The 10,573-nt window shown below is 63.6% G+C and carries 10 protein-coding genes; 6 read left to right on the top strand and 4 right to left on the bottom strand.

Features of this window, described 5'->3' with window-relative positions; translation table 11 throughout:
• Positions 1–313: rod shape-determining protein (locus ACMV18_RS10630; RefSeq protein WP_420817825.1), on the bottom strand; the 313-nt coding region annotated here is incomplete at its 3' end.
• A 296-nt stretch (positions 314–609) separates the two neighbouring features.
• Between ACMV18_RS10630 and gatC the strand changes: the two genes are divergently transcribed.
• From gatC to gatB, 3 genes are read left to right on the top strand one after another with little or no spacing between them, the layout of a single operon-like run.
• Positions 610–909, top strand: a complete 300-nt coding sequence (gatC, locus tag ACMV18_RS10625) for an Asp-tRNA(Asn)/Glu-tRNA(Gln) amidotransferase subunit GatC (RefSeq protein ID WP_374257138.1) — start codon at positions 610–612, stop codon at positions 907–909.
• Positions 906–2,396: an Asp-tRNA(Asn)/Glu-tRNA(Gln) amidotransferase subunit GatA gene (gene gatA, locus ACMV18_RS10620; RefSeq protein ID WP_420817824.1), complete on the top strand. Its 1,491-nt coding sequence runs from the start codon at positions 906–908 to the stop codon at positions 2,394–2,396. The genes gatC and gatA overlap by 4 nt, the downstream gene beginning before the upstream one ends.
• A 23-nt stretch (positions 2,397–2,419) precedes the next feature.
• Positions 2,420–3,898, top strand: coding sequence for an Asp-tRNA(Asn)/Glu-tRNA(Gln) amidotransferase subunit GatB (gene gatB, locus ACMV18_RS10615; RefSeq protein ID WP_420817823.1), 1,479 nt, complete (start codon positions 2,420–2,422; stop codon positions 3,896–3,898).
• A gap of 73 nt (positions 3,899–3,971) precedes the next feature.
• Here the strand turns inward: gatB and ACMV18_RS10610 are convergent, their stop codons facing one another.
• Positions 3,972–4,655: a DUF4124 domain-containing protein gene (locus tag ACMV18_RS10610; protein WP_420817822.1), complete on the bottom strand. Its 684-nt coding sequence runs from the start codon at positions 4,653–4,655 to the stop codon at positions 3,972–3,974.
• 56 nt (positions 4,656–4,711) lie between these two features.
• On the bottom strand, positions 4,712–5,389 hold the full coding sequence (gene pyrE, locus ACMV18_RS10605; RefSeq protein WP_374257132.1) for an orotate phosphoribosyltransferase: 678 nt from the start codon (positions 5,387–5,389) through the stop codon (positions 4,712–4,714).
• 15 nt (positions 5,390–5,404) lie between these two features.
• On the opposite strand from pyrE, the gene ACMV18_RS10600 reads away from it, so the two are divergent.
• The 3 genes from ACMV18_RS10600 (at position 5,405) to ACMV18_RS10590 (ending at position 9,953) form a co-directional block, all read left to right on the top strand.
• A complete protein-coding gene (locus ACMV18_RS10600) occupies positions 5,405–6,217 on the top strand; it encodes an exodeoxyribonuclease III (protein ID WP_420817821.1) in 813 nt (270 codons plus the stop codon).
• Between the two features lie 23 nt (positions 6,218–6,240).
• The gene (locus tag ACMV18_RS10595) at positions 6,241–8,427 is read left to right on the top strand and encodes a hypothetical protein (protein WP_420817819.1); all 2,187 of its coding nucleotides are present in this window, start codon (positions 6,241–6,243) and stop codon (positions 8,425–8,427) included.
• A 131-nt stretch (positions 8,428–8,558) separates the two neighbouring features.
• Positions 8,559–9,953, top strand: coding sequence for a sensor histidine kinase (locus ACMV18_RS10590; RefSeq protein ID WP_420817818.1), 1,395 nt, complete (start codon positions 8,559–8,561; stop codon positions 9,951–9,953).
• Here ACMV18_RS10590 and ACMV18_RS10585 read toward each other — a convergent pair.
• Positions 9,945–10,493 carry a Crp/Fnr family transcriptional regulator gene (locus ACMV18_RS10585; RefSeq protein WP_420817817.1) on the bottom strand — a complete coding sequence of 183 codons (549 nt, stop codon included), beginning with the start codon at positions 10,491–10,493 and terminating at the stop codon, positions 9,945–9,947. The two genes, ACMV18_RS10590 and ACMV18_RS10585, sit on opposite strands and share 9 nt — an antisense overlap.
• Positions 10,494–10,573 lie beyond the last annotated feature (80 nt).

Below are 10,573 nucleotides of genomic sequence, written 5' to 3'. Positions count from 1 at the left end.
GGACCGAGCGGGGGTGCACCATCTTGATGAACTGCTTGCGCATTTGCTCGGTGACGGTGAAGTCGGCGATCACGCCGTCCTTCATCGGGCGGATGGCCTCGATGTTGCCGGGCACCTTGCCCAGCATGGCCTTGGCTTCGTGGCCCACTGCCTGGGTGGTCTTCTTGCCGTTGGGGCCACCTTCGTGGCGAATCGACACCACCGAGGGCTCGTCCAGGACGATGCCCTTGTCACGCACATAAATCAGCGTGTTGGCCGTACCCAGGTCAATGGCCAGGTCGGTCGAGAAATACTTGCGAAACATGCCGTACATGCACAGAACTCCGGGTGAGGTCTTGTCCTATCCTGCAGACTGGGGCGGAAACACTCACGCCCTCGCTGCGCAAACACGCGACAAGACCTGCTGAAAAAGTGGAGACACCCGACCCGGAGGCGGCCTGCGTGAGGTCCGCGACGCTCCTGGCCGAACGTCCGAAAATCTTGGGGTTTATCCAATCGCACCCAGCTGACCACACAAGGAGGCAAAAGGGTTTGTGGATAACCTAGGATAATACCCCATGGCCTGCCATTTACTTGGCAGTGCAACCGTCTGTTACCCCTGGAATTGCCATGGCCCTGACCTCTCAAGACGTCAGCCGCATTGCCCAACTCGCGCGCCTCGAATTGCGCGACGACGAGCAGGCTGCGATGCTGACCCAACTCAACGAGTTTTTCGACATCGTCGAGAAAATGCGTGCCGTCGACACCTCCGGCGTCGAACCGCTCTACACCCCGCTGTCGGCCATCGAGGACGTGACCCTGCGCCTGCGCGCCGATGCCGTCACCGAAGCCAACAACCGTGAGGCCAACATGGCCAACGCCCCCGCACAAGACGGCGGCCTGTTCCTGGTGCCGAAGGTGATCGAATGAGCGCATTGCACGACCTGACCCTGGCCCAGCAAAGCCAGGCGCTGGCCGCCGGCCAGACCACCTCTGTCGCACTGACCCAGCATGCGCTGGACCGCATTGCGGCCCACCCCGAACTGGGGGCGTTCCTGCACGTGGATGCCGAAGGGGCTTTGGCCGCTGCGGCCGCCTCGGATGCGCGCCGCGCCGCGGGCCAGCCCCTGGGCGTCCTCGATGGCGTGCCCCTTGCGCACAAGGACATCTTTGTGACGCAAGGCCAGCCGACCACCGCCGCCTCCAAGATGCTCAAGGGCTACCAAAGCCCGTTTGACGCCACTGTGGTGGCCAAACTGAAGGCTGCTGGTGTGGTCTCGGTGGGCAAGCTCAACTGCGACGAATTCGCGATGGGCGGCGCCAACGAAAACTCCGCCTACGGCGTGGCCCGCAACCCCTGGGACACCACCCGCATTCCAGGGGGATCGTCCGGCGCATCGGCTGTGGCTGTAGCCGCCCGCCTGGTTGCTGCGACCACCGGCACCGACACCGGTGGCTCGATCCGCCAACCCGCTGCGCTGACCGGCATCACTGGCATCAAGCCCACTTATGGCCGCTGCTCACGCTTCGGCATGATCGCGTTTGCCTCGTCGCTGGATCAGGCTGGCCCCATGGCGCGCACCGCCGAAGACTGCGCCTTGCTGCTGCAAGCCATGAGCGGCTTTGACGAGCGCGATGCCACCAGCGCCCAGCAGCCCGTGCCCGATTTCGTGGCCGCTCTGAGCGCGCCGCGCGCAGGCGCCACCGCCGACAAGCCGCTGACCGGCTTGCGCGTGGGCGTGCCCAAGGAGTTTTTTGGTGAAGGCGTGAGCGCCGATGTGCTGGCCGCCAACCGCGCCGCACTGGCTCAACTTGAGAACCTGGGTGCCACCCTAGTGGACATCAGCCTGCCTCGCACCGAGTTGTCTATCCCGGTGTACTACATCATCGCGCCAGCCGAGGCATCGTCCAACCTGAGCCGTTATGACGGCGTCAAGTTCGGCCATCGTGCAGCCAAGTACGACGACCTGAACGACATGTACCGCAAGACACGCGCCGAAGGTTTCGGCGCGGAGGTCAAGCGTCGGATCATGATCGGCACCTATGTGCTGTCGCACGGCTATTACGACGCCTACTACCTGCAGGCTCAAAAGCTGCGCCGCATGATTGCCGACGACTTCCAGGCCGCGTTCCAGGTGTGCGACGTGATCGCGGGCCCGGTCTCGCCCACCGTCGCGCGCCCGATTGGCTCGTCGACCGACCCGGTGCAGGAGTACCTCGCCGACATCTTCACCTTGCCCGCTTCGCTGGCTGGCCTGCCGGGCATGAGCGTGCCCTGCGGCTTTGGCGAGCACGGTCTGCCCGTGGGTCTGCAGCTGATCGGCAACTACTGGCAAGAGGCGCAGTTGCTGCACACGGCGCACGCCTTCCAGCAGACGACCGACTGGCACCAGCGCGCCCAGGCTGCCCTGGGTTGATGCAACGAGACGAGACACACACCATGAGTTCCCCCCTGATCCGTGGCTACGAGGTCGTCATCGGCCTGGAAACCCACGTGCAACTGTCCACCGCGTCGAAGATCTTCTCGGGCGCATCCACCCAGTTCGGCGCCGAGCCGAACACGCAATCGTGCCCCGTGGACCTGGCGCTGCCCGGCACGCTGCCCGTGATGAATGAAGGCGCGGTCGAACGCGCCATCGAGTTCGGTCTGGCGGTGGGTGCCCACGTGGCGCCCCGTTCGATCTTCGCGCGCAAGAACTACTTCTACCCTGACCTGCCCAAGGGCTACCAGATCAGCCAGTACGAAATCCCGGTCGTACAAGGCGGCTCGGTCAGCTTCTTTGTGGACGACAAGCCCTTCACCGTGCGGCTGGTGCGCGCCCATTTGGAAGAAGATGCCGGCAAGTCGTTGCACGATGACTTCGCCGGTTTCAACGGCGAAAAGTCGTCGGGCATTGACCTGAACCGCGCCGGCACCCCGCTGCTGGAGATCGTGACCGAGCCGGACATCCGCTCCAGCAAGGAAGCCGCCGAGTACGCCCGCGCGCTGCACACCCTGGTCGTGTGGCTGGGCATCTGCGACGGCAACATGCAGGAAGGTTCGTTCCGCTGCGACGTGAACGTGTCGGTGCGCCGCCCCGGTGCCCCGCTGGGCACACGCCGAGAGATCAAGAACCTCAACAGCTTCAAGCACATCGTGCAAGCGGCTGACTACGAGATCAACTGGCAGATCGATGAGATCGAAGATGGTCGCGCCATCGAGCAAGCCACCATCCTGTTCAACCCGGACACGGGCGAGACGCGCGCCATGCGCACCAAGGAAGACGCGCACGACTACCGCTACTTCCCGGACCCTGACCTGCCCCCGCTGGTGATTGCCCCCGAATGGATCGAGCGCGTGAAGGGCCGCATGCCCGAACTGCCACGCGTGATGGCCGAGCGTTTCGTGAAGGACTACGGCCTGCCCGAGTACGACGCGACGATGATGACGCAGTCGAAGGCCTTTGCCGGCTTCTTCGAGGCCGCTGCTCAGGCGTGCAAGCAAGCCAAGCTGGTGTCGAACTGGCTGATGGGTGAAGTGTCCCGTCGCCTGAATGCGGCCGAGCAGACCATCGAGGCATCGCCGATCAGCGCCACATTGCTGGCCGCGATGATTTCACGCATTGCCGACGGCACCATCTCGAACAATGGCGCCAAGCAGGTGTTTGAAGCCTTGTGGAGTGGCGAAGGCAGCGGCGACGATCTGGCGCGCGTGGACGCGGTCATCGACGCCAAGGGCCTCAAGCAGATGAGCGACACCGGCGAGCTGGAAAAAATCCTCGACGACATCCTGGCGGCCAACGCCAAGTCGGTCGAAGAGTTCCGCGCCGGCAAGGAGAAGGCGTTCAACGCCCTCGTGGGTCAAGCCATGAAGGCCACCAAGGGCAAGGCCAATCCGGCCACGGTCAACGAACTGTTGAAGAAGAAGCTGGCAGGCTAATCCAGCCGCTTCGCCCACAAAAAAGGCCGGTTTCACAACCGGCCTTTTTCATTCGGCATCCACGCGCAGGGGCTCAGCGTGTGGGCAAGGCCTCATCCACAGGCACGCTCCCCGGGGCTGCGCCCCCCCACAGCTTTTTCAAGCGGGCCAGCTCGGCGTCGTACAGGCTGTTGAGGCGAACCACTTCGGCACGTTGCTGCTGGATGATGTCGCGTTGCGCCTGCTGCTGCGCATCGTTGGCCTCCAGTTGGGTGCGCAACTTACCCGGCAGACGCTTGCCCTTGTAGAACTCGGCCTCGGCGTCCAGAGGTTCACGATCGGTCTGAAGCTCGCGCAAATGCAGCTCGCTGTTGCGAATGGCTTTGCGCAAATCATCCATGGCCGACTCACGCGCCTTCGCATGCGCCGCTTCATTGGGGAAGCGCATCATCAGGTTGCGGTCGCGCCGAACCGCATCCTTGCGCGCGGCCTCCTGCTGATCACGCTGACGCTGGCGCTCTTCTTCCGCGGCACGCTCTTCTGCGTTCATCCGGGGGGGCAGGACACGCCGCTGCGACCCGTCCTTGTTGAGGACACGCTGCTCACGGTCCAGACACTCGGCAATCGGACGGTCAGACGTGAGGCGTTTTCCGGAGGCGTCCACACAGCTGTAAATCCCCTGCTCTGCCGCAACCGCGGCAGACATGGCGCATCCTGCCGCAGCAGCCGGCACCAGCAAACGCCAAAGAACAAGACGACGCATCAGGGACAAAGGCATGAACTCTCCGAGGCCTTCACACAGCAGGTGTCATGACCACCATCATATAGAACGCCTCAGACTCCGTAACGTTGACGGTAAGCCAAAACGGCGGGGTGGAAGGCCGTCAAGGCAGGATCCGACTGCGTCTCAAGGTATTGCAGCAGGTCACGCAGGGTGGCGATGGCCACAACCGGCAGTTTGTAGTGCTGCTCGACCTGCTGGACGGCGCTCTCAGCAGAGTCCTGCCCGTTGGCCGTGGCTTTTTCCTGGCGATCCAGCGCGATGGTGACGCCAGCGGGCGTGGCCCCAGCCTTCACGATCAGGTCAATGGATTCACGCACCGAGGTGCCTGCGGAAATCACGTCGTCGATGATGAGCACACGGCCCTGCACTGGTGCGCCCACCAGGGTGCCGCCCTCGCCGTGGTCCTTGGCTTCCTTGCGGTTGTAGGCGAAGGGCTTGTTGTGTCCCAGGCGCGCCAATTCGATCGACACCGCCGCAGCCAGGGTGATGCCTTTGTAGGCCGGGCCGAAGAGCATGTCGAACTCCAGGCCGGAGGCAATCAGGCGGCGTGCATAGAATTCAGCCAGACGGCCCAGCTTCGCGCCGTCATCGAACAAGCCGGCATTGAAGAAATAGGGCGACAGACGCCCGGCCTTGGTCTTGAATTCTCCAAACCGCAGCACCTTGGATTGCACGGCAAAGGCCACAAAGTCCTGAGCCAGGGAGTCGTTGGAAGAGGTGTTGCTCATGATGAATGGTGTCTTGTGTTTCGTCTCGTGTCTCTCAACGTCAATGGCATCCGCTCGGCGGCGAACAAGGGGCTGGTGCCCTGGGCTGAAAGCATTTCAGCCGATTGTATGGGCGTGCAGGAACTCAAGGTGCATGTGGACGACATGCCCGAGCCCTTGAAAGCCTTTGCCGGGATGAATGGGCACTTTCATCACGCCGAGAAGAAGGGCTACTCGGGCGTGGGGCTGTACACCCGCCATGAGCCCTCGGACGTGATCGTGGGCCTGGGCAGCGCCGACCCCAGCGGCGAGTTCGACCCGGAGGGCCGCTATGTGGAGCTGCGCTTTGACAAGCCCGGTCGCAAGCTGTCACTCATCAGTTGCTATTTCCCCAGCGGCTCCAGCAGCGAAGACCGCCAGGAAGCCAAGTTCCGCTTCCTGGCCATGATCGAGCCGCATCTGGCTGCGCTGCGGGGCGAGCGGGAATACATCCTGATCGGTGACGTCAACATCGCCCACCAGGAAGCCGACTTGAAGAACTGGAAGGGCAACCTGAAAAACAGCGGCTTTCTGCCCGAAGAGCGCGCGTGGATGACCAAGCTGTTGGACCCAGCTGGCTCGACCCGGCTCGTGGACGTGTACCGCACCCTGCACCCGGATGCCACGGACACCTGCTACACGTGGTGGAGCAACCGTGGCCAGGCCCGCGCGAAGAACGTGGGGTGGCGGATTGACTACCACTTGGCCACACCCGGCCTGGCCTGTGCAGCACGGCAAGCGAATGTCTACAAAGACCAGTGGTTTAGCGATCACGCCCCCCTGACTGTGGACTACGATTTCACCTTGTAACAAAACTAGGAAGCGAGCAGCGCATGACCTCCACCACCCACCGTTGGCGTTTTTTCCGTGCGGGCGGTTTTGACCAGGTGAGATTGGACACAGGCGCCGACCTCGCCAACCTGGCTCAGTTGGATCAAAAACTCTGGGTGGCGCTGTCATGCCCCACGCAGGGGCTGGAACTGGATCAGCAGACGCTGGCACTCATTGACCGCGATGCGGACGGACATGTGCGCGCCCCAGAGTTGATTGAAGCGATCACCTGGGCCGTTTCCCGCCTGAAGTCGCCTGACACCTTGCTGCAAGGCGGCCCCCTGCCATTGGCCGCGATCGACGACCGCGAAGACGGTGGGCGCCGCCTGCTGATGACGGCGCGCCGCATTCTGGCCAGTCTTGGCAAGCCCGAGGCCACCGACATCACCGTCGAGGACTGCGGCGACAACGCGCGCATCTTTGCCGGCATGGCCTTCAATGGCGATGGCGTCATCACGGCGGTCGGTCAAGCGCCGGCTGTGCAAGAAGCCATCGGCGCCATCATGGCCTGCTTGGGCAGCGTGCCGGATCGCAGCGGGGAAGCCGGCATCAACCGCGCCATGGTCGAGCGATTCTGTGCGGAGGGCCAAGCCTTGCAAGCTTGGCGACAAACCCCTGTCACGCAGCCCGCGTGCCTGCCATTGGGCGCTGACACAGGCGCCGCGCATGATGCGCTGATGGCGGTGCGAGACAAGATCGACGATTTCTTCATGCGCTGCCAACTGGCGGCTTTCGATCCGCGCGCAGCTCAGTTGCTCAACGGCAGTGAAGACGCCCTCAAGGTGCTGGGTGCGCAATTGCTGTCGGCCGAGGGGGAAGCCAATATGGCCGCGCTGCCGCTGGCCTACGTTGCCAAGGACGCCGCGCTGCCGCTCCAAGCCAATCTGAATCCGGCCTGGTCAGGCACCATGGCCCAGTTCGTGGCACAGGTGACGAAGCCCCTGCTGGGCGACGTCAGTCAACTGACGGAGGCAGACTGGCTGGTGCTCAAGCAACGCTTTGCGGCCTACGCCACGTGGCTGGCAGACAAGCCCAGCACACCGATGGAAGCGCTAGATGAGGCCGCCTTGGGCACGCATCTGGATGCGGGCACCCAGCAAGCCTTGCTGGATTTGCTGGCGCAAGATGAAGCGGCGGCCGATGAAGCCGCCTTGATTGGGGATGTGGAGCGCCTGGTGCGCTACACCCGCGATTTGGCCCGACTGGCCAACAACTTCGTCTCGTTCACCGACTTTTATACCCGGCGCGACAAGGCGTGCTTCCAGGCCGGCACGCTGTACCTGGACGGTCGCAGTTGCGAGTTGTGCGTGAAGGTTCTGGACGCCGCCCGTCATGCGGCACTGGCCACCTTGTCCGGGGTCTACCTGGCTTACTGCGATTGCACTCGCCAGGGCGAGAAGATGACGATTGCCGCGGCCTTCACGTCGGGGGATTCGGAGCAGTTGATGGTGGGGCGCAACGGCGTGTTCTACGACCGCTTGGGCCGAGATTGGGATGCCACGATCACCCGCATCATCGAACACCCCATCAGCATCCGCCAGGCTTTCTGGACGCCGTACCGCAAGGCTGCCAGTCTGGTGGCCGAACAGGCCCAGAAGTTTGCGGCTGCGCGCGCCAAAGCCTCGGACGACTTGACTTCGCAGGCCATCACCAAAGCCGGTGACAAAGTGACGACGGCACACGCATCGGCGTCGGCGCCGGCTCCCCAACCTCCTGCGCCCTTCGATGTGGCCAAGTTTGCAGGGATCTTTGCGGCCATCGGCTTGGCTGTGGGGGCGATTGGCACCGCCCTGGCCTCGGTGGTCACGGGCTTCATGGGGCTGAAAGCCTGGCAGATGCCGCTTGCGCTCATGGGTTTGATGGTGTTGATCTCCGGCCCAGCCATGCTCATGGCCTACTTCAAGCTGCGCAAACGCAATCTGGGCCCGATCCTGGATGCCAATGGATGGGCAGTCAACACCCGTGCCCGGATCAACATCCCCTTCGGCACGGCCTTGACCCACATGGCCCAGCTGCCTGCAGGCGCTGAGCGCGCATTGACCGACCCCTATGGGGACAAAAAATCCCCGTGGAAGGCCTATGTGGTGGTGGCCCTGCTGCTGGCGGCGCTGGTGGCCAGCGTCGTGTTCAAGAATGAGTTGCACAACTTCTGGACGCAAACTCAGTCGAGCCCGGCCAAAGCCCCCTGAGCCCCTCAAGCCGGGGTGTGCCCGCACCCCGGACACAGGGTATCTCCCGCCACGTGCCCACTGACGTCGAAAATTTCATCGGCGTAAGATGATTCGGGCATGCCTCACCCAGAGGGGGCGCGGGAGAAGCCATGTCACCTCATGAGCTGTATGCCCTGGTCGGGTCCCTGTCTTTGGGGACCCTCACCCTGCTGTATGCCTTGCAGTGGCGAGACAACCATCAGCCTTGGGCCGCATGGTTCGCGATTGCCTTTCTCTTCCACACCCTGCGCTATGCGCTCCACCCGCTGACCCAGCCGGCTCACGGTCTGACCAGCACCTGGGCCATGGTGTTTCTCACGCCCTCGCTCATTGCCATGACCGAAGGCATGAGCCACTACATCGGGCTGCACCCTCGCGCAGCACATGCCATCCGCTGGATTGCGATCACCGGCGCTGTCGCCTCGCTGCTATGGGGTGCGGTGCCGGGGCTGAGCGTGATGCAGGCCGGTATCGTCTTTGCCGTATTCGTGACCGGGTGGGCCATCATGGCCGCATGGGCGACCAGCCATGAGCCCAACTCGGGACATGGCCTGGTGTTCGTCACCATGATTCTGTTTCCGGCCTTTGTGTGCGCCTCCATGATGGGCTGGCTGGACGCCACGCTGCTGCGCTACCTGGCGGCCATTCCCACCGCGATTGCGGGCATCACCCTGCTGAGCACAGGCCTGATGCGCGCCCAGCGGCTGGTACGGACCGAACTGGTCCAACGCACCTCGGCAGAGCGCGCGCTGAGAGAGCTCAATGAGTCACTCGAACTGCGGGTCGCGGCCCGCACGGCTGAATTGCGGCAGATGGTGGACGGCCTCGAGAGCTTCAACCGGAGCGTGTCGCACGACTTGCGTGGCCCGCTGGGCGGCATCGCAGGCATCGCGCAGATCGCGCGAGACGCATTGGGCCATCAGGATGTCGACAAGGCCGAGCGCTTGCTGGCCGCCATCCAGGCACAAGCCGAGTCGTCGGCCAGACTGGTGTCCGCACTACTGGCTTTGGCTCGCGTCGACAACACGCCGTTGGCGCAACAGCCCCTGGCCTTGAATGAGTTCGTGCCGGTGATGGTGGACCGCCTGCGGGATGCCGACCCGAGTGCACCGCCACCGCCGGTGGTCATTCGCCGCCCCCTCCCTGTGGTCCTCGCCGATCCGGATTTGCTCAGCCAGGTGTTCATCAACCTGCTCAGCAACGCCATCAAGTTCAGCCGGACACGTGAACGCCCGCAGGTCGAGGTCGGTAGCCTGAGGCAGGACGGCGAAATCGTCATCTACATCCAGGACAACGGTGTTGGCTTCAGTGCAGAACAAGCCGCGCAACTCTTTCAGCCCTTCCAGCGCCAGCACGCAGGCGATTTTGAAGGCCATGGCGTGGGGCTGAGCATTGTGCGCCGCATTGTGGAGCGGCATGGCGGACGCATCTGGGCGCACAGTCAAGCCGGTGAAGGCGCTCGCTTCATGTTCACGCTGCCGTTGGCAGCCCCGGCTTCACTTTGAGGTGCGGCGAGCAAAGGGCAGCACGCGCGCCCCGCTGGCGGCGGGGGCGGTCTTGGCAATCTTGCGAATGTGCTGAGGCCAGGGCTCATCGCTGGCCAGTCCTTGAATGATCACGCGCAACTTGCTGGCCAGCAGCTGACCCAAAGCGGTCACCATGGTCGGCTCCTGCATGAGCAATTCATCGATGTCAGCGGTGCTCAGATGCAGAAGGGCCGTCGGCAAGTCGGCGATGGCATCCAGCGCGCGGGGCTGGCGATCAAACAGCGACAACTCACCCAACCATTGGGAGGGTCGGACCCAACCGATGACTTTGTCGTGGTCCTGCGCATCGGGCATGCTCAGGCGCACACGCCCTTGCAACACGCAATACAAGCCACAGAATTCGTCGCCCCGAACAAAGAGGGCTTCGCCGGCTGCCGCATACCGCACCTGCGAGCACGCCAGCAAGGCTTCGGACTGCGCCTGCGTCAGCTGCGAAAACCAGCGACCGGCTCGCACCACGCTCAAGGGGTCAGGGTCGTGAAACAGTGTGTGGCTCATGGGCGCCCTCCGGGGTTCAACCAGCGGCATGCATCAAACAGTCGCCAGTGATGTTTTGCCACGCCTCTGCAGCAACTGCC

It is taken from the genome of Aquabacterium sp. (genome assembly GCF_048860245.1).
In the GTDB taxonomy this organism is placed as follows: Bacteria; Pseudomonadota; Gammaproteobacteria; order Burkholderiales; family Burkholderiaceae_C; genus Aquabacterium.
The sequence above is the reverse complement of the archived record's forward strand: the minus strand, read 5'-3'. Positions and strand labels throughout refer to the sequence as shown.

What these genes read in the sequence shown, in the direction of transcription:
- ACMV18_RS10610 (WP_420817822.1), bottom strand. Translation starts at nt 4,655, where the DNA reads ATGCCTTTGTCCCTGATGCGTCGTCTTGTTCTTTGGCGTTTGCTGGTG.
- ACMV18_RS10590 (WP_420817818.1), top strand. Translation starts at nt 8,559, where the DNA reads ATGTCACCTCATGAGCTGTATGCCCTGGTCGGGTCCCTGTCTTTGGGG.
- gatA (WP_420817824.1), top strand. Translation starts at nt 906, where the DNA reads ATGAGCGCATTGCACGACCTGACCCTGGCCCAGCAAAGCCAGGCGCTG.
- gatB (WP_420817823.1), top strand. Translation starts at nt 2,420, where the DNA reads ATGAGTTCCCCCCTGATCCGTGGCTACGAGGTCGTCATCGGCCTGGAA.
- ACMV18_RS10595 (WP_420817819.1), top strand. Translation starts at nt 6,241, where the DNA reads ATGACCTCCACCACCCACCGTTGGCGTTTTTTCCGTGCGGGCGGTTTT.
- gatC (WP_374257138.1), top strand. Translation starts at nt 610, where the DNA reads ATGGCCCTGACCTCTCAAGACGTCAGCCGCATTGCCCAACTCGCGCGC.
- ACMV18_RS10585 (WP_420817817.1), bottom strand. Translation starts at nt 10,493, where the DNA reads ATGAGCCACACACTGTTTCACGACCCTGACCCCTTGAGCGTGGTGCGA.
- pyrE (WP_374257132.1), bottom strand. Translation starts at nt 5,389, where the DNA reads ATGAGCAACACCTCTTCCAACGACTCCCTGGCTCAGGACTTTGTGGCC.